The following is a 23,629-nucleotide window of genomic DNA, read 5'->3' as shown; positions in this document are numbered from 1 at the left end:
AATTAGTTTTTAAAGTTTGGCTTTCGTTTTTCGATAAATGCCTGAATCCCCTCTTGGCCATCTTCGGAGACAAACACTTTTCCGAAATACTGAGATTCCTTTTTGGCTCCTTCTGCGTATTGTCCTTTTGAAGCATACTGCAAAAGTTCGAGGGTATAACGGATGGAGAGAGAACTCTTGGCCGCTGCCTTTCCCGCAAGACTGTAAGCCTTTTCAAAAAGGTCTTCATCTGTATAAGCTGCTGTCGCCAATCCACACGCCACCGCTTCCTCTCCGGTTATCGGTTCCGAGGTGACGAGCATTTCAGCCGCTTTCGCCGCTCCTACATATTGCGGGAGCCTTTGTGTTCCTGCAAAACCGGGAATCAACCCAAGCTGCAACTCTGGCAAACCAAGCTTTGCTTCTTTTGAAACCAGACGGATATGGCATGCCATTGCAAGCTCCAGGCCACCACCAAGTGCGGCACCGTGTATGGCAGCTATAATCAGTTTCGGGTAATTCTCCATCCGGTCAAAAAGCTGCTGGCCAAACGCTCCAAGTTCCGCAAAATCGGCTTCATTCTGAATCGTTGTAAATTCCTTGATATCCGCCCCTGCAGAAAAAAATCTGCCCTCTCCTTTAAGCACGATCACTTTTGCTTCACCATCATGCTCAAGTTCATCAAACACCTTGGACAATTCGCGGATCAGCTGGGTCGACAAGGCGTTCGCCGGGGGCCGGTTGAGCTGTATGGTGGCGATGCGATTCTCTTTATGAACCTGTAAGAACTCCATTCTCTCACACTCCTTATTTATCTGGTTGATGCAGGGGCGTCAGCTCCCTGCATTATTGCTTAATCCATTAACAAGCATTCGGTGTACTGGAAGAGCCAGGGAAGGCAGATCGTAACGGTGGTCGTTCATCACCCAGTTCGTCGCCGTTTCATCTATCGTCCCAAAAATCATCTGCCGTGCGAGCCGTGTATCCATTGTTCTGTCAAACACGTTTTCCTCCATCCCCTCTTTCAGGATGAGATCAATCAGTGACAGATACCGCTTTAAAACCTCACCAATTTTAGCACGAAGCGCCCGGTTGGTCTGGCGAAGCTCGAGTTGGGTGACAATGGACAGTTGATGATCCTCATTCAACAGATTGAAATGCATCTCGATCAGTGTTAACAGCTTTTCAACGGCCGACGATTTTCCTTTCAGCTCATTCCCCGTTTTTTCGATAAAGGTTCCCATTTTTTCGTTAAAAACAGAAACGAGCAGATCTTCTTTATTTTTAAAATAAAGATAGATCGTCCCATCTGCTACAGATGCCTGTTTTGCAATCTTGGATACTTGGGACTGATGATATCCATGAATTGCAATGACATTCACCGCGGCATCAATAATTTGGTCATACTTTGGGCCTTTACGTTTCACGATAATCTCCTCACTTCAAAACGAGCTGCTCTAAACTGAATGATTGTTCATTCATAAATTAATTGTAAAACAAGTCGTTTTTTTCTGTCAATTCTATTATTCAATTCTTTTGCTAAAAAAACAAGGACCTTTTTAAAAAGGCCCTTAAATCTCTTGTGCTTCCGGTGATTGTGTCTGCCGTTCTTTTGCTTTTTCTTCCTCCAGCAGAACCCGCCGCAATATTTTTCCGACCATGGTTTTCGGAAGCTCGGCACGGAATTCATAAATCCTTGGCACTTTAAATGCCGCCATATGTTCGCGGCAAAATTGATTTAACTGCTCTTCTGTACAAGTCATGTTTTCTTTTAACACCACAAATGCTTTTACGGTTTCCCCCCGGTAAGGGTCAGGTACCCCGACCACTACAGCTTCTTTTACCGCTTCGTGCTCGTAAAGCACCTCTTCGACTTCCCGCGGGTAAATATTGTAGCCGCCGGCAATAATGAGATCTTTTTTCCGGTCTACGATATAGAAATATCCATCCTCATCCATATAGCCCATATCCCCGGTCATCAGCCAGCCGTCTTTCAGGACCGCCCCTGTTTCCTCGGGCTGGTTCCAGTACCCCTTCATCACTTGGGGACCGCGCACCATCAACTCGCCCACCTCGCCGACATGTGCCGGCTCATCCCGTTCCGTGGAATAGATGGCGGCTTCCGTATCAGGCCATGGAACACCAATACTGCCTTTTACCTTTTTGCCGTAAATAAAATTGCAATGGGTTACCGGAGAAGCCTCCGTCAGTCCGTAGCCCTCGACAATATTTCCCGATATTACATCCTGAAATTTTTGCTGGACCTCCAATGGAAGAGGAGCAGAGCCGCTGATGCATGCCTTGATAGAGGAAAGATCATACTTCCCTAAATCAGGGTGGTTCAGCAAGGCAATGTACATGGTCGGTGCTCCGGGAAACAAAGTTGGACGCTGTTTATGAATCGTCTGAAGCACCTGCTTGGCATCAAAACGGGGCAGAATAATCAGCTTTGCCCGAGTCATGATCGCCTGGTTCATGACCACCGTCATGCCATACACATGGAAAAACGGAAGTGCCGCCAGCACGACTTCTTCCCCGACCTGATGTTTATAAATCCAGATGCTGCATTGCTTAGCGTTGACGGCGAGGTTGGAATGCGTAAGCATCACACCCTTTGAGGGCCCTGTCGTTCCGCCTGTATACTGCAGGAGCGCAATATCTTCCTTTGGATCAATTTCCAGGGGAATTCTTGACGTACTGCTGTTGTTCAGCATTTCTTTAAATGCATGAACACTTCCACCATACTGGACATCAACCAAAATATACGGCTTTTGCTTTTTCTGGATAAACGGATAAACCACGTTTTTCGGGAACGGCAAATAGTCCTTAATGCCTGTGACAACCACATGCCTTAGTGAAGTTTCCTCTTTGACCGCCGCTACTCTTGAAAACAACTGGTCCAAACAAACGATCGCCACAGCCCCGCTGTCTTCCAGCTGATGGCTTAGTTCTCTTTCTGTATAAAGAGGATTGGTTTGGACCACAATTCCACCGGCAAGGAGAATTCCGTAGTAAGCAATGACTGCCTGCGGGCAATTGGGCAGCATGATTGCCACCCGGTCCCCCTTCTCTATTCCCAGGGAAACCAATCCGTTGGCGAAGCGGAGCGCACTGTCATGCAGCTCCTGATACGATAATTCTTTTCCTAAAAAATGAAGAGCAGTTTTTTCTGGGTTTATATTAGCTGCTTCTTCCAGGTACGTGAATAAAGGCTTTTCTTTGTAGTCAACCTCACTGGGGATTTCGGGTGGATAATGGTTTAGCCATCTTCTTTCCACTTTTATCTCCTCCTTAATTCACGCCTTTCTTTGAAATACTCTCTCATACAATATTATAGTGAAAACGCATTCAATTTAACATATATTTTTAAAATTTAAAAACTTTTTACTGGATTTGGCACTTTTTTTCGCGGATTGACTGTGTTTCTAGACCGCATACTAACAGTAAAGCGCAAAGGAGGAGAAAAAATGACCCATTCCAAAGCACGAAGAGAAGGGGAACAAAGAGCGGGAAAAGAAACCCAGCACCCCCATGGCAAAATTAAATCACAGCATGAACTCTCAAGCGAAATTGGCATGAAAAGCAACAACGAGCTCACCACCCAGCCAGCCGACTATGACGAGATTGAGTATTAGTTGGAAAAGCTGAAGCAGGCGTTCAGAGCCGAAAGACGTTGGAACTCTTGCACAGCAACACGATTTTTGTGTTGAGGTGAGAGAGTGAAACGGCCGAGTCTTTGCCTGTTGAAGCTGGATCAAGAAAAGCTGAAGGGACCGTTTTGGTAGTTCACAGCCAGCAACACGCTTTTGTGTTGAAGGATGCGAGCGAATACCTCCGCCATGACAGACCCAAAAACCTCTATTTACTCAAAAAACCGGCCAAAATCAGGCCGGTTTCTTCTACTTCCGCTATAAAAACAACAAAGAAAGCTGCAGCATATCACAGTGCGCTGCAACCTTTTAAATATTTAAGTGAAAAAAAGTAAATAAACGATGCCGAACAGAATAAAAAGGCCGCTTACTACAAATAAAACTTTCCATAATGTGTCCATCGATGCTTCACTCTCTCCTAGTGGATCCCTGAACCGATAACAAAGGACAATCCGATGGAAATGATCATAGAGATCAGCCCCACTGCCCGGTTATCGTTTTCAATCTCTTCGTCTATATTAAATTTCGGGGTTAGAAATTCAAAGATAAAATACCCAACCAACAGCAGCACAAAGCCGAACAGCCCCCACCCCATCATCTGCGGCAAGGAGTCGTTCTGGGCAATGGAGTATCTGAAGATGTTGGCAATACCAAAAATCTTCCCACCAGTCGCCATGGCAACAGCCACGTTTCCGTTTTTTATTTCCACCCAGTTCTGATACCGGGTAACCAGCTCAAATATTGCAAGGAATATGACGAGAAAAAGGACGACTACACTGTAGTATGCTGCCGTTTGGATAAACGGACTCTGGGATACATCCATCTTAACCTCCGATTATTTTAGTAAAGCGACTGTAATTCCGCTTCCGCCTTCATTGGCTGCCCCCATCCGGGTCGATTTCACATTGGGATGGGACTTAAGAAGCTGCTGAACACCGGAACGAAGTGCACCCGTTCCTTTTCCGTGAATGATGGAAACTTGAGGATATCCTGCGAGCATCGCCTCATCCAGGTATTTATCCACTTCGATCATGGCATCCTCGTAACGCTTGCCCCTAAGATCGAGCTCCGGACGAACCGAGTCATCACTGCCCTGTACTTTGACAAAGGAACGCGGCTCGGGCTTTTTCTCTTTCGTTTGCTTGATCGGTTCAAGATCACCGACACCTACATTCATTTTTAAAATACCAATTTGAACCTGATACTCTTTGTCGCTGACTTTGTTAATAATGTGCCCTTTTTGGCCAAAGCTCAGCACCTTGACTTCGTCACCCGGCTTGAAAGAAACGGTCTTAGGCTTGGCAGTACCTGTGGATTTCTTCTTTTTGGAGCGAAGGCTCGGTGTGGCGTTTTCCAGGCGTTTGCGCGCATCGATCAAACGGTGTTCCTTAACATTTCCTGCAGCCTCTTTCTGATATTCGCGAAGTTCTTTAATAACAGTTTCTGCAGTTTGTTTAGCATTGGCGACCGCTTCTTCCGCTTTTCGCTCTGCTTCTTCAAGCAAACGGTCTCGGTCCTGTTCGAGGTGGCGCAGTTCGGCTTCCAGATCCGCTTTAAGCTGTTCCGCTTCCTTCCGGATGGCAATGGCTTTTTCACGTTCTTCCTGGGCACGTTTCTGGTTGTCCTCAAGAGAACGAATCATGTTGTCAATCTTGTTATCTTCATCACTGATTTGCGATTTTGCTTCGTCGATAATGGATGGCTTCAGACCAAGTCGCCTTGATATTTCGAACGCGTTGCTTCTGCCGGGTACGCCGATCAAAAGCTTATAGGTTGGCCGCAGTGTCTCCACGTTAAACTCGACACTTGCGTTGATCACCCCGTCACGATTATACGCATACGCCTTTAGTTCGCTATAGTGAGTTGTTGCGATGACTTTCGCCCCGCGGGCATACACATAATCCAGGATGGAGATCGCCAGGGCTGCTCCTTCCTGCGGATCGGTGCCAGCGCCCAGTTCATCAAATAAAACCAGGCTTTTGAAGTTCACTTGTTTTAAAATGTCGACGATGTTGACCATATGTGAGGAGAACGTACTCAATGACTGTTCAATCGACTGTTCATCCCCGATATCAGCATAAATGGCTTCAAAAACGGTCATTTCGGATTCTTCTTCGGCTGGAATCTGAAGGCCGGACTGGGCCATCAATGACAACAGGCCGATGGTTTTGAGCGTAACGGTCTTACCGCCCGTGTTCGGTCCGGTAATAATCAGCGATTGAAACGCACCGCCAAGCTCCACATCAATGGGAACAACAGTATCCTGGTCGAGCAGTGGATGCCGTCCCTTATGAAGGGAAATGTATTCTCTGTCGTTCATGATCGGTTTTGTTGCTTTTAATTCCCGGCTGTACTGTGCTTTCGTGAAAATAAAGTCAATGTCCGCCAAAATGGCTACATTATGCGCAAGAAGTTCGGCTGATTCCCCAACAAGCACAGACAGCTCTCTCAGGATCTTTTCGATTTCCCTGGCTTCTTTGGCTTTCGCTTCTTTCAGCTGGTTGTTGATCGTAACCACGGCCTGCGGCTCGATAAACAGCGTTGCTCCAGATGCAGACTGGTCATGAACCATTCCGCCAAAATTGCCTCTGTATTCCTGTTTGACTGGGAGCACAAAACGTTCGTTCCGGATGGTGATGATTGCATCAGACAGCATTTTTTGGTAGCTGGAGGAGCGCACCATGCTCTCGAGCTTCTCCCGGACCCTGGATTCAAATGTGCGAAGCTGACCGCGAATCGTGCGAAGAGCTGGGCTTGCGCTGTCCATCACATGGCCGTTATCATCAATACAGGCTTTGATTTCCCGCTCAAGATCGGTAAGGGGTTCAATATCCGCCACCAGGCTATCAAGAATTGGCAGTTCTATTCCGCCTTCCACCATTCCTTCGGTAAACCGCTTGAAGCGTCTTCCGCCATAAATGGTGGTGGAGATATCCAAAAGCTCATCCGTATTCAGCACACCGCCAATCTGGGTACGCTTCAGGCTTGCCCGGATGTCCCGGATGCCCCCGAGTGGGGCCTGCCCTTTCAGACGAAGGACTTTTACGCCTTCATCCGTGCCGTTCTGCCAGTGCTTGATTTCCTCAAAATCAATGGATGGCTGCAGCTGTTCCGCCTTTTGTCGTCCCAGGCTTGAGCTGGCATGCTTTTTTAGCTGTTCAATAATTTTGGTGTATTCTAATACTCTCTGAACACGTTCTTGCAAAATGATTCCTCCTCCTTAGGAGCGTTCGCTATTCCTTATTGTCGTTTCGTTTTAAAAAGGAAGTCAGTTCTTCCAGTGTCATCGTGTTCAATACATTTTCAGGGCGTATATACCCTTTTCTTGCGACAGCGGTACCCACTTCCATAAAATCGAGTGTATCTTTATAATGGGCATCCGTGTTAATGGTAATTTTCACGCCTTTTTCCTGTGCCAGCTTCAGCCATTGCGGAGCTAGATCCAAACGGCTGGGATGGGCATTCAGTTCAAGAGCAGTATTTGTTTCTGCGGCAAGTTCAATCAGCAATTCCACATCCACGTCATAGCCTGGACGGCGTCCGATAATCCGGCCGGTCGGATGGGCAATAATATCCACGTGATGGCTGGTTAGCGCTGTTATCAACCGTTTCATGATCGTTTCCCTGTTTTGGGAAAATGAAGAGTGGATCGATGCAATCACAAGGTCCATCTCAGCCAGCATTTCATCATCATAATCGAGTGAGCCATCCGGAAGAATATCCATTTCTACACCAGCCAGAATTTTAAAATCGGTGTATTTTTCGTTCAAACGGTCAATTTCATGCCGCTGTTTGCGGAGGCGTTCCGGCGTCAGCCCATTGGCGACGACCAGGTACTTTGAATGGTCCGTAATGGCCATGTGTGTATATCCCATGGCCCTCACCGCCTCAGCCATTTCTTCAATGGTGTTGGCGCCGTCGCTCCAGGTGGAGTGCATATGGAGATCGCTTTTTATGTCACTTTCTTGAATGAGCCTTTGCGGTTCACGAAAAAGTTCCAGTTCATTTTCGCCTTCACGGACTTCCGGCGGGATGTATTGAAGGCCAAAGTGAGCATAAAAGTCTTCTTCAGAATCAAACGTCAACATTTCGCCGGTCTCTGAATTCTCTACGCCGTATTCACTAATCTTTTCATTTCGTTCCTTGGCCAGCTGTCTCATCTGCACATTATGCTCCATGGAGCCGGTGAAATGATGCAGCGCTGTTGCAAACTGCTCTTCGGCGACCAAACGGAAATCAACAGAAACAGGGTAATCATATTGGAGCACGACTGATACCTTCGTATCTCCTTTGGCGATGATTTCGGAAACGTCTTCAAGCTCTATAAGCTTTTCCTTAATAACAGAAGGTTCGGACACGGCAAGAATAAAGTCTAAATCTTTAATGGTTTCACGGCAGCGTCGCAGGCTTCCTGCCCTGGAAAACCGCTCGACGCCATCGATTTGTGAAAGTTGCTTTTCTATTTTTTCGGCCACGGACAGCATGTAAGCAATGGGCAAACGGTCCGGACGCTTTCCAAGCTCTTCAATGGCCGCAAGAATTTTCTCCTCTGTTTTTGTTCCAAATCCGGCAAGGCCCCTCACTTTTTCCTGTTCACAGGCCTCTTTTAAACTATCAATATCCGTAACACCGAGTTCCTGATAAAGCTTTGATATTTTTTTGCCGCCAAGACCCTGAATTTTAAGCAAGGTTAACAGGCCGGAAGGAAGCGTTGCCTGCAATTCTTCAAGTAAAGATGACCTTCCTGTTTCCATAAGTTCCGTGATTACGGAAGCGGTTCCTTTTCCAATCCCTTTTAATTTAGAAGGATCCTCAATCTGCTCCATGTTCCGGTCGTCTGTCTCCAGAGCCTGGGCTGCTTTTCTGTACGCTGAGGTTTTAAATGAGTTTTCCCCTTTGATTTCCATATAAACGGCTATTACTTCCAGCACATTAACAACTTCTTTTTTGTTCATCGGGAATTCCCTCCTTCAATTTGATCGACTCGTACGGTAAAAAAACTTCTCTGCTTGAGAGAAGTTTTATGCCATGTTTTTGCTCCACAAATCTTTTATCGTATCCGAGAAGACCGGGGTATTTTTTACCATGCTCTGTCCGATGAAGGAATCCTGAAATGCGGTATGAATGGAACCCGATGGTACAAGGGAAGCCACATAAAGCAACAGAAATAAAATCAGGTAGACTTCAACAAATCCGAGAACGCCTCCAAGCCAGCGGTTCACGGTACGGAGCAGCGGCAATTCTGCAATGAAGCTGAGCATGTTGCCGACAATCTGAAGCAATATTTTGGTTGCAAAGAAAAGGAGCGCAAAGGCAATCGCCCGGTAATAAACGTCCTCTAGTGATATGCTGTTCAGGATGGATGACATTGGACTGTCATTTCCAACCGATGGATATGGAATCCAAAGTTTCAGATGCGGTGCCAGATCATCAAAGTACAGATACGCCACCACATATGCTGCAATAAAACCGACGAGGTGGACAACCTGCATGACAAGCCCGCGCTTCAGGCCGATAAAGAACCCTGCAATCAAAAGAACAATCAATATTAAATCTAACATTTATCTATCCTCTTTCCTAATCTGCTGTTGCAATTTTTCCAGCTCTTCTTTAGTCTTTAAGTATTCGTTCATGATGTTAACTGCAGTAAGGACGGCAAGCTGTTTCGTATCGAGCACAGCGTTATATTGCTGGATGTCCCTCATTTTTTCGTCAACCATTGCAGCGACTGAACGAATGTGGCTGGAAGTCTCAGTACCCATTACTGTATATTTTTGACCAAAGATCTCAACGATGGTCCGTTCTCTCATGTTTTCTTCCGCCACAAAATTACCTCCATTCATAGCTCACTTTCTTATAAAAGGATGAAACTCTATTCATTATCTTAACAGAAAGCGAACACTTATGAAAATATTTGTTGTATCATCTGTTAACATTAAAGCAAAATTTTGTAAAACAAATTTAGTGAAAAGGAAAATAAAAATGGCGAACACCGTATTGCAAGCAACTACACAGGAAATCCAGAAGATGAAAGAAGCCTACAAAGCATTCATTCCGGCCGCCTCACCGCCTGGCAGCATTTTTACCGCAAAGCCGCCGGGATGCACAATAACTGCCTATAAATCTGGAAAGGTATTATTTCAAGGAAAGAATGCGGAAGCGGAAGCCCTAAAATGGAACATCAAACCTGCTCCCTCAGGAAGCAAACCAAAGAAGGACAAACCAGCCCATGCCTACGCTCCTCCCGAAAATGTTGGCTCTTTATCCCTGATTGGCAGTGATGAAGTCGGAACCGGAGATTTTTTCGGCCCGATCACCGTGGTTGCATCGTATGTGCCGGAATCCAAGCTGGAACTCCTCAGGGAGCTCGGGGTCAAAGATTCAAAGTTTTTGAATGATCTCCAGATCGTTTCCATTGCCAAAGATCTCTTGCATACCATTCCCTATAGCCTGCTGGTGCTGAACAACCGAAAATATAACGAGTTGCAGGCCAAGGGAATGAGCCAGGGAAAAATGAAAGCTCTTTTGCATAATAAAGCGCTTCTTCATATGCTGGAAAAAACGAAGAATGAAAAAGTGGACGGTATCCTGGTGGATCAATTCTGTGAACCGGGCGTCTACTTCAACTACCTGTCACGGCAATCCACGGTGGTAAAGGATCAAGTGTACTTTGCCACCAAAGGCGAATCCCTGCATCTTTCAGTGGCAGCGTCCTCCATTCTCGCACGCTATGCTTTTATAAACGAAATGGACAAAATCAGTGCCAAAACAGGAATCGAAATTCCAAAGGGCGCGGGCAGCAAAGTGGATGTCAAGGCCGCCGAATTGATTCGCAAACATGGCCCGGATTTCTTGAACGATATCGCCAAGATTCATTTTGCCAACACGAAAAAGGCGATGAATCTGGCACACGGAAAGCGCAACTAGTCTCATTATACGAAAAAACCCGCTGTCTGGTTTCAGACAGCGGGTTTTTTGCAGCATTATTTACGCAATGAGGCACCAAATCGCTCTTCCAGGCTGCGCAGGATATTTTCATGAGCTTTCGTTACTTCTTCATCTGTTAACGTTCGTTCAGGATCGTAGTATTTAAGCGAGAACGCCAACGATTTCTTTCCTTCTTCCATCCGTTCTCCTTCATACAAATCAAACAGGCTGCTTTCCTTCAGCAACTCTCCTCCAGCTTCATGGATGACCGTGTTCAAATCGCCTGCCGGCAGATTTTGATCAACCACTACGGCAATATCCCGAGTGATGGAAGGAAAACGAGGAAGAGTTTGATAAACGGTCGGTTCGACACTTGCCCCAAGGAGCTGGTCAAGATCCAATTCAAACACATAGCTTTCATTCAAATCCCATTCCTTCTGGGTTCCAGGATGAATCTGCCCGATGAATCCAACGACAATGCTGTCGAGTTTCATTACGGCTGTACGGCCGGGATGCATGCCAGGAAGGCTCTCAATCTCAAATGTAATTCTGCTGTGCAAGCCAAGCTCTTCAAATAGCCCTTCAAGAATTCCCTTCACAACAAAGAAATCAATTTTCTTCTTCTCACCCTGCCAAGGATGAATACTCCATAACCCGGTCAAAGCCCCGGAAAGATACGTTTTCTCTTCCGGCAAAACCGACAGGGATTGCTCATGGGCAAAAAATACCGAACTGATTTCAAAGATTCCCACATCATCAATCGAACGGTGATGATTATGCTTTAACACTTCGAGAAGCTGAGGGATCAGCGTGCTTCTGAGCGTACTGCGCTCTTCACTCATCGGGTGAGAAACCTTGATGCTGTGCACGTTTTCCTGTTCCTCTGAAAACGTAAAGGCATTGGATTTTTCAGTCGTTGTGAGCGCATAGGTGACAGCCTGATACAAACCGGTTCCTTCCATATAGCGCATCACTTTCCGTCGTGCGGCCTGATATGGTGTAAGCCCGCCAGGACGCCCTTCGCTTAACAGGTAGGTGGTTGGAATTCGGTCATATCCATAAATTCTTCCGACCTCTTCCACAAGATCGGCATCAATCGTGATATCCGGTCTTCTCGTTGGAACTGTAACGATATAGTTTTCACCCTGAACGTCAAATTCAAAGCGAAGACGCTTTAAAATATCGCTGATCTGTTCACCTTCGATCTCGGTTCCGAGCAAGGTGTTAATCCGCGTTTGCGTCACTTCAGCTTTTCCTTCAGAAACCAAACGCTCTCCGGCTTCAACGACTCCTTGTGCCACTTCACCGCCTGCGTATTGGGCCATGAGAGAAGCTGCACGGTATGCCGCATCATATACACGGTTTCGGTCGATTCCTTTTTCATAGCGAGAGCTGGCTTCACTTCTCAGCCCAAGATCCTTGGAAGCCGCTCTTACACGGATGCCTTCAAAATAGGCAGCTTCCAGCAATACGGTGGTTGTGTCATCCTGCACCTCGGATGTGGCACCACCCATAACACCGGCAACAGCCACAGGCTCTTTACCATTGGTGATCACCAGGTGATTGGTGCCCAGCTTTCTCTTGGCATTATCAAGGGTAACCATCTCCTCACCGTCTTTTGCACGGCGGACAAGAATCTCCTTGGATCCAAGCCGGTCATAGTCAAATGCATGAAGCGGCTGGCCATACTCCAGCAACACGTAATTTGTAATATCCACCACGTTATTGATGGGACGAATTCCTGCTGCAATCAGGCGGTTTTGCATCCATAACGGCGAGGGAGCGATTGTGATATTCTTGATGATCATGGCACCGTAATACGGATTGTCTTCTTTTGCATCGACCGCAACGGATACATAGTCAGATGCTTTCTCTCCCGACGCTTCCACCTGGACTTCAGGAAGGCGAAGTTCTTCATTTAAGATAGCAGCTACTTCATAAGCGACTCCAAGCATATTCAGGCAGTCTGCACGGTTAGGCGTTAATCCAAGTTCCAGAACATAATCATCAAGATTCAGGTACGCCAATGCATCGCTTCCGATTTCCGCGTCGGATGGCATAACAAAGATCCCGCTGGAATATTCCTTTGGCACAAGTTTACCTTCAACGCCCAATTCAGTGAGAGAGCAGATCATTCCATTGGAGGCTTCTCCGCGCAGCTTCGCTTTTTTTATTTTGAAGTTCCCAGGAAGTACTGCTCCCACTTTTGCGACCGGAACTTTCTGGCCGGCCGCCACGTTCGGTGCCCCGCATACGATTTGAACCGGTTCTTCTTCACCGAGGTCAACTTTACATACCCGCAATTTGTCCGCGTTTGGATGCTGTACGCATTCCAGCACGTGGCCAACCACTACACCGGTAATCCCTTTATTGAGGGATTCAACGATTTCTACTTCAATTCCGCTTTTTGTTATTTTATCTGCAAGTTCAGCTGCTGAAAGATCAAGGTCTACATAGTCTTTTAGCCAATTATAAGAAACTAACACAGCATTCCCCTCCTTATGCCTTTTTAAATTGTTTTAAGAAACGAAGATCATTTGTGTAAAAATGACGGATATCATCAATCCCATATTTCAGCATGGCAATACGCTCAGGACCCATGCCGAATGCAAATCCGGTATATTTTTTCGAATCAAAGCCTGCCATTTCAAGTACGTTCGGATGAACCATGCCTGCTCCAAGAATTTCAATCCAGCCTGTATGCTTACAGATGGAGCAGCCTTTTCCTCCGCATTTAAAACAGGAGATGTCCATTTCCACAGACGGTTCTGTAAACGGGAAGAAACTTGGACGTAAACGGATTTTGCGTTCTTCTCCGAACATTTTTTTCGCGAAGGTCTCCAAAACGCCCTTCAAGTCACTCAAGCGGACATTTTCATCAACAACCAGACCCTCGATCTGCATGAACTGATGGGAGTGTGTCGCATCATCATCGTCCCTGCGGTACACTTTACCGGGCGATATGATCTTAACCGGGCCTCTGCCGTGATGCTTTTCCATTGTTCTCGCCTGAACCGGTGAGGTTTGAGTTCGAAGCAGAATGTCCTCCGTGATAAAGAATGAGTCCTGCATGTCGCGTGCCGGATGGTCTTTCGGAAGGTTTAACGCTTCGAAATTATAATAATCCGTTTCCACCTCGGGTCCTTCAGCCACAGTAAAGCCCATCGTTAAGAAAAGGTCTTCAATTTCTTCAATAACTGCAGTTAACGGATGAGCGTTTCCTTTTCGGACCGGGCGTCCCGGAAGCGTGACATCAATGGATTCTTTTTTCAGCTTTTCTTCAATTACCGCTTGTTCCAGTTCACTGATTTTTAATTCCAGCGCAGATGTGATGGCGTCTCGGACCTCGTTGGCATAAGCCCCTACGACCGGGCGCTCTTCGGGTGAAAGCTTGCCCATACCTTTCAATACTTCAGTAATCGGGCCCTTCTTACCCAAATAGGATACTTTAATATCCTGCAATGCTTTTAAATCACTTGCCTGCTGAATTTTCAGCAGTGCTTCTTCTTTTAGTGCTTGTAATCGGTCCTGCATTTTTTCGGCCTCCTTTTGAAAATAAAAAAACCCCGTCCGAAAAGGGACGAGGATTCGCGGTACCACCCAAATTAATCAAGAGAAAAAGGCAAAGCGCCTCTTGTTCTTGTTCACTTCATTTCCATAACGGACTGGATCCGGTTCACCCTACTGACAATTCGTTCAGGCGACTGCTCAGGAGCGAATTCGATAAATTCAACCGTAGAAACACTTTCAGTCAAGATGCTTCCTCCCTTTACCGGCGAGCTTTTATGTACTACTCTCCATCATTGCATTTGGTTCATGCAGTTGTCTTCTTATTATAGTGGAACATTGAGGGCTGTGCAATTGAAATTACGTTTTCCTTTCAATTATTGCCGGTTTCTCATGAGTTCATACAGCATGATTCCTGCGGCCACAGCCACGTTTAACGATTCAGCATTCCCAAACATGGGGATGTACACCAATTCGTCTGCCCCCTCTATGCTTTCAAGACGGACACCGCTGCCTTCGTTCCCGACCACAAGAGCGAACGATCCGGATGACTGTACCTCCTGAATCGGTATTGCCCCTTTCAGTGCAGACACAAACACTGGGACACCTGCCGTTTTGCAATCCGCGATCCATTCGTCCAGACTTCCTTTTACCACCGGCACATGAAACAGTGACCCTTGAGTGGACCGGAGCACTTTGCTGTTATATACATCAACGGTGCCTTCTCCCAGAATAACACCATCTATACCCTGTGCGTCTGCAGTCCTGATGATGGTTCCAAGGTTGCCCGGGTCCTGTACTCCGTCAATCAAAAGATACTTCCCATCTGGTCTCGGTTTTAGAGGCTGTTCTTTCATCCGGCAAACCGCCAACACCCCTTGGGGATGCTCGGTGTCACTAAGCATTTTCATGATTTTCTTCGGCACCACCCATGGGTCCAGAGCAGATACATCCCAATTTTTGGGAAGGATATACGATTCTTCCACAATCAAATGGGCAATGGGAACGTGATGACGAAGTGCTTCTTCAATCAAATGAGGGCCGTCTATGATAAATTGGCCCGATTTGTCCCGCTCCTTTTTCGTATAGAGCTTTTTCCATTGTTTAACCGATGCATTTTGTTCGGATTCAATCCGTTTCATTCCTCAACCATCCTTTATCACGTTCAACTTTTTTTATTATATCTTCAAAATGATACATAATCCATGAGCTCTTAATAAAAACTAGGAAATAGCAAAAACTTAAATGAACTAAATTGATCCTGAGGTGATAAATATGGATATCGATATCCGTAAGGCAGTTCTTGCAAATGTTTCCGGCAACAATAAAGACCAGCTCGAAAGCACGATTGTGGATGCCATCCAGAGCGGTGAGGAAAAAATGCTGCCAGGGCTTGGCGTATTATTCGAGGTCATCTGGAAAGAATCAGACCACCAGAAAAAAGAAGAATTGCTGTCCACGCTATCAAGCGGCTTAAAATAAATAACATCCCGGGAAATCTCCCGGGATGTTGTTTTTAATAGCCTTCATCCTGCCGTTGATGGTTAATTTGGTTTTTATCCTTGTATCCTTCAATAACCGTTTCTTCCGAAAAACCAAGCAGATCTCCCAGCCCGACGAATTCGGAAAAAAGCGACCGGAACAACGAGATATCTTTTTTCTTCTGAAGCTCTCCAATGTGTTGATAGAGTGACAAAAACTGATCGGTGAGATTATCCCTTTGTAGGGATTCAGCATCATCCATATCCTTTATGCCAAGATCAAGGCCGACAGAAAGAAGAAAATGAAGCCCGTCAACATACTCCTCGAGAATTACTTCAAAGGAGGAAGGAGGCTTTAAGCTCCAGTACTTAAAACAACGCGTTTCGTTTGCCAGCTCCCCCAGTTCAACAAGCAGAGCCAGCAGCCGTTTTTCATAAAGATCCTCATTATGTAACTGATGCTCGTCCACAATTCGCGCATTCAGTGTTTCCTGCATTTCAAATAGTTCTTTAAAACTCACTTGATCCCCTCCTATCGACCCATTATAGCAATCGTTCCTGCCAAATCACAAGGAAGCAAAATACCCGGCAGCCATGCTACCGGGACCCAAGCCTCTCCATTATGCGCTTTTGGCATTTGATTTTTCTTTTTCGAAAAACTCTTCCCATTTTATGACCCATTCTTTTTTTCGGAGAAGATGGAATAAAACGAGCATGACAGCGGCAATTCCCATGCCCCATACAACAGAAATTTTAAAAATGTAATGCCCAAAGGTGGAATACATAAAAGCCAGAGGAACATTGGACACCGCACTCGCTTTTGTATACTCTTTAAAGCTCTTTGTTATTTCCAGAATCAACAGAGACAGCAGTTGAAAGTGAATGAAAGGCACGAGTTTCAAAATGGCGATCTGTCCAATCGAAAACGGCATGCGTTTCCCCACAACTTTGCGCTTGATCTTCAGGAATCGATTCAGCGTATTCGGCATTTTTTTCAGAAGGCCATAAAACAGCACACTGGACAAGGTAATGCCAATGATCGAATACAGTGTTCCGTACACGGAACCAAACAGAACACCTCCTGCCATACAGATCAAACCTACGGGAAGAAAAAGAAATTGTCTCATCAGATGAAGAAGAATAAAAAAGAGCGGAGCAAAAATACCGGCAAACTTCAGGATATCCAGAATCTCTGTAAGCTCATGCTGCATGATCCAACCCTCCTTATCGCCATCATATGACATAAGACGAGCTGTTATTCTTCGCAATTTCAGAGACCATGAATATTTCGATTTGGTTTATGACAGGTTAACAATAGAAAAGTTGGATTTCTTTAACAATGCGCCAATGAATGAGGAGTGGATGAAAAATGGATACGGTTGTACTTGCCCGGGCTTTCTTTGGAACCTCCCTGGCCTTTCATATTATATTTGCAACGCTCGGAGTGGGAATTCCCTTGATGATTGTCATCGCTGAAATTCTTCACCAAGTAAAAAACGACAATGATTATGCCATTATGGCCAAACGCTGGACAAAGGCTTTCGCTGTATTGCTTGGTGTTGCCATTCCATCCGGAACCATCGTAGGCGTCCAGTTGTCCTTACTGTGGCCCGGTTTCATGGAAATTGTGGGAAAGGTGATCTCCCTTCCCTTTCAGATCGAACTGTTTGCCTTTTTTATTGAAGCACTGTTCATGTCGATTTACGTTTATGCAGCGGACCGCTTGCCCAAGTTCTTTCGCATCATTTCTGTCATTCTCGTTGCGTTTGGTGCCGTAGCTTCAGCTATTTTAATCACGGCGGTCAATACTTGGATGAATACACCCGATGGATTCAAAATCGCAAAGGACGGGACCATTTTTGATGTGAATCCCTGGGATGCATTCTTTAATCCCAGCTTCATTTCTTCTGCCTTTCACGTATCGGTGACAGCCTATATGACAGGCGCATTTGCCGTCGCATCGATCGGGGCCTATAAGCTCTTGAGAGGAAAGCTATCAAAAAATGAATCCGTGTACCATAAAAAAGGCTTTTTACTGGCGATGATTGTGGGATTGGTGTTTTCACTGGTTTCCAGCTTCTCCGGGCATCACTCCGCGCAAATTTTACACGAGCACTCACCCGAAAAACTGGCTGCGGCAGAAGGACTATTTGAAACCCAGCGGTATGCCCCTCTTGCGATCGGCGGATTTACAGATCCAAAAACAGAGGAAGTCAAATATGGAATCGAAATCCCCTGGATGCTGAGCTGGCTGGCAGCGGGAAAATTTGATACGAAGGTAAAAGGGCTATATGAATTTCCACGGGAAACCTGGCCGCCATTTTATGTACATACCCTGTTCAATGTCATGGTGGGAATTGGTTTTCTGTTGCTTGGATTGGCTGCTGTTGCTTTATTTTTCTGGTGGTATTACGGCAAAAGAAAGAAGAGGCCCTATCCAAGATGGCTTTTGTTTCTTTTAATTTTTTCAGGTCCGCTGTCCATGCTCGGTATTGAATTTGGATGGATCTTCAGCTGCAGCGGCAGGCAGCCTTGGACCATCTACAGAGTTCAGACGACCGCTGAAGCTGCCACTCAATCCCAGAACCTGGCCCCGCTTTTTTTATTGTTCATTGGCCTTTATGTGATGCTTGGCGTACTGACCATACTGATTCTTACAAGTTATTTCAAACGGAATCCTGTTTCCAAGGAATTTGAAAAATACTCCGGCTATTAACCGAAGAAAGAGGGATCACTATGAACGAAGAAGTCATTGCCATCCTCGTATTATGGACCTTTATATTCATCTACAGCATCTTCGGGTCCATCGATTTTGGATCAGGTTTTTGGGCCATGGTTTATCATGAGCACCGGACATCCGCGGGGAAAATTGCCAACCGGTTTCTTTCTCCTACATGGGAAATTACAAATGTGTTTCTCGTTTTGCTGGTCGTGGCCTTTGTCGGCTTTTTTCCAAAAGGAGCATTTACGCTGGGAACCGTGCTTCTTATTCCCGTCTCGCTGATCTTGTTTTTGCTGGCGATCCGCAGTGCATTCATGGTGTTCTCCTATTCGGTGCAAGGCTATCGAAAAACCATGTTCTTTATATCAGGAATCTGCGGTGTCTTGATCCCCGCACTGCTGATTACAGTTCTCCCCGTCAGCCAGGGTGGATATATTTCGGGATTTAACGGCAGAGATGTTCTCCTGATCGGGAAGCTGTTTACCAGTCCATCCCTCTATATGTATATTTTATTCGGGTTAACCTCTGAATTGTTTCTCTCCTCTCTTTTCCTTGCTGACTATTCCAAAGTATCCAAGCAGGAAGGAGCGTACAGGCTCTACAGAGGAAATGCACTGCTGCTTGGACCGTTGACGCTAATTGCCGCCATGGTTACATTAATGGTCCTACAGCCGGAAGCCAACTGGCTGATTGACAATTTGTACGACCAGCGTATGTGGTTTATTTTGTCTTTCCTTGCCTTTCTTGTTGGCTACGGTTGCTTGTGGTTGAAAAACAGCGAAATGGATACCGCCGGAAAGCCGAGGCTTGCACTTCTGGCCATAGTTGCACAGTATGGTTTTGCAAGCTATGGTTATGGAATGGCACACCTGCCCTATATTGTCTATCCCGGACTTACGATTTATGATGCCTTTACAGCTAAGGAAACCTTCTACTCTCTTATGATTATGTATGCTGTCGGACTTGCCATCCTCACACCTGGCTTTTATGTGTTCTGGAGATTGTTCTTAAAAGACAAGCGCTACCTCCAGCAGGAATAGCGCTCTCATCCGATCAAATATTTTGCCACAATAAATACGTCAACCAGCACGAGCAGAGGGACACCGATCTGGAAGTTCGTGTGTTTTGTTTTATGGCGAAACTGAATCATGCCTGCCCAGATGCCCGCCGCTCCACCGATGATGGCAAACAGCCACAGGCGCTTTTCAGGAGTGCGCCACTTTCTCGCTTTTGCCGCTTCTTTATCATGATGCATCAGCCAGAAAGCGAGCACATTGACCACTATCAAGTAAATATAAATCATGGAATAAATCCTTTCTGTTACAGCAAAAGCCATTTTCTAGGTTTAGAAAATGGCTTTTGGGTGCTTAACTTATGCGTTTAGGCTGTCTTTTGCTTTAGAAGCAAGTTCAGCGAATGCTTTTTCGTCTGTAACTGCGATTTCTGCAAGCATTTTACGGTTGATATCGATGCCTGCAACTTTAAGACCGTGCATTAAACGGCTGTAAGAAAGACCGTTTGTACGAGCTGCCGCGTTGATACGAGTGATCCAAAGTTTACGGAAATCACGTTTCTTTTGACGGCGGTCGCGGTATGCATACATAAGAGATTTGAAAACTTGCTGTTGAGCAACTTTAAATAACTTATGTTTGGATCCGAAATAACCTTTAGCTAATTTTAATACTTTTTTACGACGACGACGTGACACATAGCCACCTTTTACTCTTGGCATTTTAAAACCCTCCTAGATATATACGATCAGTTATTATTTTTTCTTGTAAGTCAATAGTGTACGGATACGTTTGTAGTCTCCGCTTGTAACAATCTTCGCTTTACGAAGTTTACGTTTCGCTTTTGTAGATTTGTTAGCGAATAAGTGGCTTGTGTACGCGCGTCCACGCTTAAGTTTACCTGTTCCAGTCTTTCTAAAGCGCTTTGCAGCACCTCTATGTGTTTTCATTTTAGGCATGATTGGATTCCTCCCTGGTAAGTAATTATTTTTCGGTTGTTGGTGCTAAAATGAGGAACATGCTTCGGCCTTCCATTTTAGGTCGGACTTCAATCGTAGCAACGTCTTCACATTCTTTAGCAAGTTTTTCAAGCACAGTTTTACCGATAGAGGAATGCGTAATCGCACGGCCCCTGAAACGAATGCTTGCCTTCACTTTATCGCCTTTTTCAAGGAACTTACGCGCATTTTTCAGCTTCGTATTAAAATCATGCTCCTCAATCGTTGGGCTCAAGCGAATTTCTTTGGTCGTAACAATCTTTTGATTCTTACGGGCTTCTCTTTCTTTCTTCTGCTGTTCAAACTTAAACTTGCCATAGTCCATAATTCGGCATACTGGCGGTTTTGCAGTTGGAGCAACAAGCACAAGATCAAGATTAGCGTTTGCCGCAATATCAAGAGCTTCATGACGTGTTTTAATCCCTAGCTGGCTGCCATCAGCCCCGATAAGTCTTACTTCACGAGCACGGATGCCCTCATTGACAGACATGTCCTTACTAATAGTAAGTCACCTCCAAGAATTTGTGTGAGTCAGTTCCACTCAGCGTTTTGTAAACAAATAAAAAAGCGTCGGCGCATACTGCACCCACACTACCTCAATCATCTCTGAAAGTTCGGTTGACCAGCCAACTGCATTTGCGTTGAACAGGTGAGAAGCGGGTGCTTCTGCTTTGTTTCGAAACTCAACTATTTAATTACCTAAGTTAATATACCATTGACAAGCACCACTTGTCAACTGACGATCTTGTTTTTAACAACAAAAATTATTTTACAGCATATCGGAGAGTTTGGCAAGGAGTATCTTTTTAAAAAGCTGCACAGCCATCGAGGGGGTTGATCTTCGTTACAGGTGACTCGCTTTCCGCGGGCGGGCGCTGAGCCTTACCGGCGTAAACGCCTACTTTCTCGTCGCAAGCTCCTGCGGTAACGGCGCGAGCGCCTCCTTGGTCTCATCTGTCCCGCTTATCCCGCTGGAGTCTCGCCACCTTGCACTTCGATCAACTAATCAATGAGGCACTTAAAAAATTCCTCACGCCAGTAAATTTAGAAGGACAAAAAAGAACTGCGAATCACTTCGCAGTTCTTTTTTGTTAACCTCTTTTGTTTACTTGTTGAAGGATGCTTTCTTTGAATGCTTCAAAAGCTACGGTTTCGGACTTTTGCTCTCCGTATTTACGCACGTTCACGGTCTGGTCGGAAATCTCCTGATCACCGAGTACGAGCATGTACGGGATTTTCTGCATTTGAGCTTCACGGATCTTGTAGCCGAGTTTCTCATCACGGTTGTCCACTTCCACACGGATACCTTCTTCAAGCAGCTCTTCGCTCACCTTTTTCGCATATTCTTCGTGTACAGAAGAAACCGGAATAATTTGAACCTGTACCGGAGCCAGCCATACAGGGAATGCTCCCTTGTATTCTTCAATCAAGAAGGCAACAAAACGTTCCATCGTGGAAACGACACCGCGGTGAATAACGACTGGGCGGTGATCCTTACCGTCACGACCTTTATACGTGAGGTCAAAACGCTCAGGCAAATGGAAATCAAGCTGTACAGTGGACAGCGTTTCATCTTTTCCAAGCGCTGTTTTCACCTGTACATCGAGTTTCGGGCCATAGAACGCCGCTTCGCCTTCCGCTTCAACATAATCAAGATTCATGTCTTCCATTGTTTCTTTGAGAAGCGCCTGAGCTTTTTCCCACATCTCGTCATTGTCCACATATTTCTCTTTGTCTTCAGGATCGCGGTAGGACAGACGGAACTTGTAATCCGTAATGCCAAAATCCTTGTATACTCGCTGAATAAGTTTTACCACACGGATGAACTCATCCTTCAATTGGTCCGGGCGGGCAAAGATATGAGCATCATTCAGTGTCATGGAACGGACACGCTGAAGGCCAGCCAGTGCTCCGGACATTTCATGGCGGTGCATGGTTCCGAGTTCTGCGATACGAATTGGCAGATCGCGGTAGCTGTGCATGCTGTTCTTAAACACCATCATATGGTGCGGGCAGTTCATCGGACGAAGCACGAGCTGTTCGTTATCCATTTCAATCGCAGGATACATATCTTCCTGATAATGATCCCAGTGGCCGGAAGTTTTATAAAGCTCTACGCTTCCAAGGTGAGGAGTGTACACATGGTCATAACCAAGCTTTACTTCAGTATCCACGATATAGCGCTCAATGATGCGGCGAATGGTTGCTCCCTTAGGCAGCCATACTGGAAGACCTTGTCCGATTTTTTGAGAAATCGTAAAGAGATCCAGCTCTTTCCCAAGCTTACGGTGATCACGCTCTTTTGCTTCCTGAAGATAAACCAGGTGCTGATCGAGCTCTTTTTGAGTTAAAAAGGCTGCGCCATAGATACGCTGCAGCATTTGATTGTTACTGTCTCCACGCCAGTAGGCACCTGAAATGCTCATCAGCTTGAACGCCTTGATTTTTCCTGTGGACGGCACATGCGGTCCGCGGCAAAGATCAAAGAATTCACCCTGTTCGTAAATGGTAATGACTGCATCTTCCGGAAGATCACGGATCAGCTCCAGCTTCAGGTGATCATCCAACTTTTCATAGATGGCCAAGGCTTCTTCCCTGCTGACTTCCTTACGGACAATCGGTAGGTTTTCGCTGACAATCTTTTTCATTTCTTTCTCAATTTTCTGAAGGTCTTCCGGAGTTAAAGCTTCCGGCATATCGATGTCATAATAAAATCCATTTTCGATCACGGGACCAATGCCGAGTCTCACGTCTTTGTACAGCCGTTTGATCGCCTGAGCCATCAGGTGGGCCGTGCTGTGCCTGGTCATTTCAAGTCCCTCAGGGGAATCCTGGGGAACGATTTCAATCGATGCATCTTGTTCAATCGGACGGGTAAAATCATATATTACTCCGTTGACTTTTCCTGCTACTGATTTTTTCTTCAGGCTTGAACTGATGGAGTCAGCCACTTGCTCGGAAGTAGTTCCTTTCGGATACTCACGAACAGAACCATCTGGAAATGTCAGTTTAATGTCTGCCATGGTTAATCTCTCCTTTTTTTACAATACAGTATGCACGCTAATGATTAATTAAAATACAAAAAACACCCGTCCACAAAAAGGGACGAGTGTTGTACTCGTGGTTCCACCCTTGTTCCGCGGCAAAATATGCGGCGGCACTCGGTCAAGATTTAACGGCTTTGGGCCGTCAGCGACTACTCCTGTTTTTCACCGCTGAAGTTCAAAGGGGGTACAACATTTTTCCGTGTTGGAATGCTTTCAGCCTGGGCATTCCTCTCTATAAACCGTAAAAAATATCACATGTCCTTATCTTTACTCATTTTGGTATCCAATTGATACCTCCATTATAGGCA

General features: G+C 45.7%; 23 protein-coding genes and 3 other annotated features. Of the genes, 5 read left to right on the top strand and 18 right to left on the bottom strand.

Features of this window, described 5'->3' with window-relative positions:
* Positions 1-2 precede the first annotated feature (2 nt).
* The 3 genes from AS030_RS14365 to AS030_RS14355 form a co-directional block, all read right to left on the bottom strand.
* Entirely contained in the window at positions 3-773 is a 771-nt protein-coding gene (locus tag AS030_RS14365) for an enoyl-CoA hydratase (RefSeq protein ID WP_061972557.1), read from the bottom strand.
* Positions 774-812: 39 nt separating this feature from the next.
* Positions 813-1,406 carry a TetR/AcrR family transcriptional regulator gene (locus AS030_RS14360; protein WP_061972556.1) on the bottom strand — a complete coding sequence of 198 codons (594 nt, stop codon included), beginning with the start codon at positions 1,404-1,406 and terminating at the stop codon, positions 813-815.
* Between the two features lie 144 nt (positions 1,407-1,550).
* Entirely contained in the window at positions 1,551-3,257 is a 1,707-nt protein-coding gene (locus AS030_RS14355; protein WP_082635822.1) for a long-chain-fatty-acid--CoA ligase, read from the bottom strand.
* Positions 3,258-3,446: 189 nt separating this feature from the next.
* Between AS030_RS14355 and AS030_RS24685 the strand changes: the two genes are divergently transcribed.
* A complete protein-coding gene (locus tag AS030_RS24685) occupies positions 3,447-3,614 on the top strand; it encodes a DUF6254 family protein (RefSeq protein WP_169792706.1) in 168 nt (55 codons plus the stop codon).
* 433 nt (positions 3,615-4,047) lie between these two features.
* Here the strand turns inward: AS030_RS24685 and AS030_RS14345 are convergent, their stop codons facing one another.
* The 5 genes from AS030_RS14345 to zapA all read right to left on the bottom strand — a co-directional run bounded on the left by AS030_RS14345 (position 4,048) and on the right by zapA (position 9,472).
* Positions 4,048-4,452, bottom strand: a complete 405-nt coding sequence (locus tag AS030_RS14345) for a DUF350 domain-containing protein (RefSeq protein ID WP_061972553.1) — start codon at positions 4,450-4,452, stop codon at positions 4,048-4,050.
* A 12-nt stretch (positions 4,453-4,464) separates the two neighbouring features.
* The gene (locus AS030_RS14340; RefSeq protein WP_061972552.1) at positions 4,465-6,834 is read right to left on the bottom strand and encodes an endonuclease MutS2; all 2,370 of its coding nucleotides are present in this window, start codon (positions 6,832-6,834) and stop codon (positions 4,465-4,467) included.
* A 28-nt stretch (positions 6,835-6,862) separates the two neighbouring features.
* Positions 6,863-8,584 (bottom strand): DNA polymerase/3'-5' exonuclease PolX, encoded by a 1,722-nt coding sequence (gene polX, locus AS030_RS14335; RefSeq protein WP_061972551.1) that lies wholly within the window; start codon positions 8,582-8,584, stop codon positions 6,863-6,865.
* 66 nt (positions 8,585-8,650) lie between these two features.
* Positions 8,651-9,190, bottom strand: a complete 540-nt coding sequence (locus tag AS030_RS14330) for a CvpA family protein (protein ID WP_061972550.1) — start codon at positions 9,188-9,190, stop codon at positions 8,651-8,653.
* Positions 9,191-9,472, bottom strand: coding sequence for a cell division protein ZapA (gene zapA / locus AS030_RS14325; protein ID WP_061972549.1), 282 nt, complete (start codon positions 9,470-9,472; stop codon positions 9,191-9,193).
* A gap of 139 nt (positions 9,473-9,611) precedes the next feature.
* Here zapA and rnhC point away from each other — a divergent pair, with 139 nt between their 5' ends.
* The gene (gene rnhC, locus AS030_RS14320) at positions 9,612-10,556 is read left to right on the top strand and encodes a ribonuclease HIII (protein ID WP_061972548.1); all 945 of its coding nucleotides are present in this window, start codon (positions 9,612-9,614) and stop codon (positions 10,554-10,556) included.
* 56 nt (positions 10,557-10,612) lie between these two features.
* On the opposite strand, the gene pheT is transcribed toward rnhC, so the two are convergent.
* From pheT to AS030_RS14305, 3 genes are all read right to left on the bottom strand, one after another.
* Positions 10,613-13,042: a phenylalanine--tRNA ligase subunit beta gene (gene pheT, locus AS030_RS14315; RefSeq protein WP_061972547.1), complete on the bottom strand. Its 2,430-nt coding sequence runs from the start codon at positions 13,040-13,042 to the stop codon at positions 10,613-10,615.
* 13 nt (positions 13,043-13,055) lie between these two features.
* Positions 13,056-14,090 carry a phenylalanine--tRNA ligase subunit alpha gene (pheS, locus tag AS030_RS14310; protein WP_061972546.1) on the bottom strand — a complete coding sequence of 345 codons (1,035 nt, stop codon included), beginning with the start codon at positions 14,088-14,090 and terminating at the stop codon, positions 13,056-13,058.
* Positions 14,091-14,129: 39 nt separating this feature from the next.
* Positions 14,130-14,369 (bottom strand) — a binding site (T-box leader).
* Positions 14,370-14,440: 71 nt separating this feature from the next.
* Positions 14,441-15,205, bottom strand: coding sequence for a TrmH family RNA methyltransferase (locus AS030_RS14305; protein ID WP_061972545.1), 765 nt, complete (start codon positions 15,203-15,205; stop codon positions 14,441-14,443).
* Between the two features lie 133 nt (positions 15,206-15,338).
* Here AS030_RS14305 and sspI point away from each other — a divergent pair, with 133 nt between their 5' ends.
* A complete protein-coding gene (sspI, locus tag AS030_RS14300; protein ID WP_061972544.1) occupies positions 15,339-15,545 on the top strand; it encodes a small acid-soluble spore protein SspI in 207 nt (68 codons plus the stop codon).
* 34 nt (positions 15,546-15,579) lie between these two features.
* On the opposite strand, the gene AS030_RS14295 is transcribed toward sspI, so the two are convergent.
* Together AS030_RS14295 and AS030_RS14290 are read right to left on the bottom strand one after the other, a co-directional pair.
* Complete coding sequence (locus tag AS030_RS14295) at positions 15,580-16,065, bottom strand: dUTP diphosphatase (RefSeq protein ID WP_061972543.1); 486 nt, start codon at positions 16,063-16,065, stop codon at positions 15,580-15,582.
* A gap of 99 nt (positions 16,066-16,164) precedes the next feature.
* Positions 16,165-16,755 carry a TVP38/TMEM64 family protein gene (locus AS030_RS14290; RefSeq protein ID WP_061972542.1) on the bottom strand — a complete coding sequence of 197 codons (591 nt, stop codon included), beginning with the start codon at positions 16,753-16,755 and terminating at the stop codon, positions 16,165-16,167.
* A gap of 158 nt (positions 16,756-16,913) precedes the next feature.
* Between AS030_RS14290 and AS030_RS14285 the strand changes: the two genes are divergently transcribed.
* Complete coding sequence (locus AS030_RS14285) at positions 16,914-18,260, top strand: cytochrome ubiquinol oxidase subunit I (RefSeq protein ID WP_061972541.1); 1,347 nt, start codon at positions 16,914-16,916, stop codon at positions 18,258-18,260.
* Between the two features lie 20 nt (positions 18,261-18,280).
* Positions 18,281-19,306 carry a cytochrome d ubiquinol oxidase subunit II gene (locus AS030_RS14280; protein WP_061972540.1) on the top strand — a complete coding sequence of 342 codons (1,026 nt, stop codon included), beginning with the start codon at positions 18,281-18,283 and terminating at the stop codon, positions 19,304-19,306.
* Between the two features lie 5 nt (positions 19,307-19,311).
* On the opposite strand, the gene AS030_RS14275 is transcribed toward AS030_RS14280, so the two are convergent.
* From AS030_RS14275 to thrS, 5 genes are all read right to left on the bottom strand, one after another.
* Positions 19,312-19,569, bottom strand: a complete 258-nt coding sequence (locus AS030_RS14275) for a DUF1294 domain-containing protein (RefSeq protein WP_061972539.1) — start codon at positions 19,567-19,569, stop codon at positions 19,312-19,314.
* A gap of 69 nt (positions 19,570-19,638) precedes the next feature.
* Positions 19,639-19,998, bottom strand: a complete 360-nt coding sequence (gene rplT, locus AS030_RS14270; protein ID WP_061972538.1) for a 50S ribosomal protein L20 — start codon at positions 19,996-19,998, stop codon at positions 19,639-19,641.
* Between the two features lie 33 nt (positions 19,999-20,031).
* Positions 20,032-20,235 carry a 50S ribosomal protein L35 gene (rpmI, locus tag AS030_RS14265; RefSeq protein WP_061972537.1) on the bottom strand — a complete coding sequence of 68 codons (204 nt, stop codon included), beginning with the start codon at positions 20,233-20,235 and terminating at the stop codon, positions 20,032-20,034.
* A gap of 25 nt (positions 20,236-20,260) precedes the next feature.
* Positions 20,261-20,764, bottom strand: coding sequence for a translation initiation factor IF-3 (infC, locus tag AS030_RS14260; RefSeq protein WP_061972536.1), 504 nt, complete (start codon positions 20,762-20,764; stop codon positions 20,261-20,263).
* A 65-nt stretch (positions 20,765-20,829) separates the two neighbouring features.
* Positions 20,830-20,952, bottom strand: a sequence feature (ribosomal protein L20 leader region).
* A gap of 413 nt (positions 20,953-21,365) precedes the next feature.
* Positions 21,366-23,297, bottom strand: a complete 1,932-nt coding sequence (gene thrS, locus AS030_RS14255) for a threonine--tRNA ligase (RefSeq protein ID WP_061972535.1) — start codon at positions 23,295-23,297, stop codon at positions 21,366-21,368.
* A gap of 75 nt (positions 23,298-23,372) precedes the next feature.
* Positions 23,373-23,598 (bottom strand) — a binding site (T-box leader).
* Positions 23,599-23,629 lie beyond the last annotated feature (31 nt).

The organism is Fictibacillus enclensis, assembly GCF_001457035.1.
GTDB classification, from domain to species: domain Bacteria; phylum Bacillota; class Bacilli; order Bacillales; family Fictibacillaceae; genus Fictibacillus_C; species Fictibacillus_C enclensis.
This window is presented reverse-complemented; position numbering and strand designations above follow the sequence as displayed.

Coding starts and splice junctions, on each gene's coding strand:
- AS030_RS14365 (WP_061972557.1), bottom strand. CDS start 773: ATGGAGTTCTTACAGGTTCATAAAGAGAATCGCATCGCCACCATACAG.
- AS030_RS24685 (WP_169792706.1), top strand. CDS start 3,447: ATGACCCATTCCAAAGCACGAAGAGAAGGGGAACAAAGAGCGGGAAAA.
- AS030_RS14345 (WP_061972553.1), bottom strand. CDS start 4,452: ATGGATGTATCCCAGAGTCCGTTTATCCAAACGGCAGCATACTACAGT.
- polX (WP_061972551.1), bottom strand. CDS start 8,584: ATGAACAAAAAAGAAGTTGTTAATGTGCTGGAAGTAATAGCCGTTTAT.
- AS030_RS14330 (WP_061972550.1), bottom strand. CDS start 9,190: ATGTTAGATTTAATATTGATTGTTCTTTTGATTGCAGGGTTCTTTATC.
- zapA (WP_061972549.1), bottom strand. CDS start 9,472: ATGAATGGAGGTAATTTTGTGGCGGAAGAAAACATGAGAGAACGGACC.
- rnhC (WP_061972548.1), top strand. CDS start 9,612: ATGGCGAACACCGTATTGCAAGCAACTACACAGGAAATCCAGAAGATG.
- pheS (WP_061972546.1), bottom strand. CDS start 14,090: ATGCAGGACCGATTACAAGCACTAAAAGAAGAAGCACTGCTGAAAATT.
- AS030_RS14305 (WP_061972545.1), bottom strand. CDS start 15,205: ATGAAACGGATTGAATCCGAACAAAATGCATCGGTTAAACAATGGAAA.
- sspI (WP_061972544.1), top strand. CDS start 15,339: ATGGATATCGATATCCGTAAGGCAGTTCTTGCAAATGTTTCCGGCAAC.
- AS030_RS14290 (WP_061972542.1), bottom strand. CDS start 16,755: ATGCAGCATGAGCTTACAGAGATTCTGGATATCCTGAAGTTTGCCGGT.
- AS030_RS14285 (WP_061972541.1), top strand. CDS start 16,914: ATGGATACGGTTGTACTTGCCCGGGCTTTCTTTGGAACCTCCCTGGCC.
- AS030_RS14280 (WP_061972540.1), top strand. CDS start 18,281: ATGAACGAAGAAGTCATTGCCATCCTCGTATTATGGACCTTTATATTC.
- AS030_RS14275 (WP_061972539.1), bottom strand. CDS start 19,569: ATGATTTATATTTACTTGATAGTGGTCAATGTGCTCGCTTTCTGGCTG.
- rplT (WP_061972538.1), bottom strand. CDS start 19,998: ATGCCAAGAGTAAAAGGTGGCTATGTGTCACGTCGTCGTCGTAAAAAA.
- rpmI (WP_061972537.1), bottom strand. CDS start 20,235: ATGCCTAAAATGAAAACACATAGAGGTGCTGCAAAGCGCTTTAGAAAG.
- infC (WP_061972536.1), bottom strand. CDS start 20,764: ATGTCTGTCAATGAGGGCATCCGTGCTCGTGAAGTAAGACTTATCGGG.
- thrS (WP_061972535.1), bottom strand. CDS start 23,297: ATGGCAGACATTAAACTGACATTTCCAGATGGTTCTGTTCGTGAGTAT.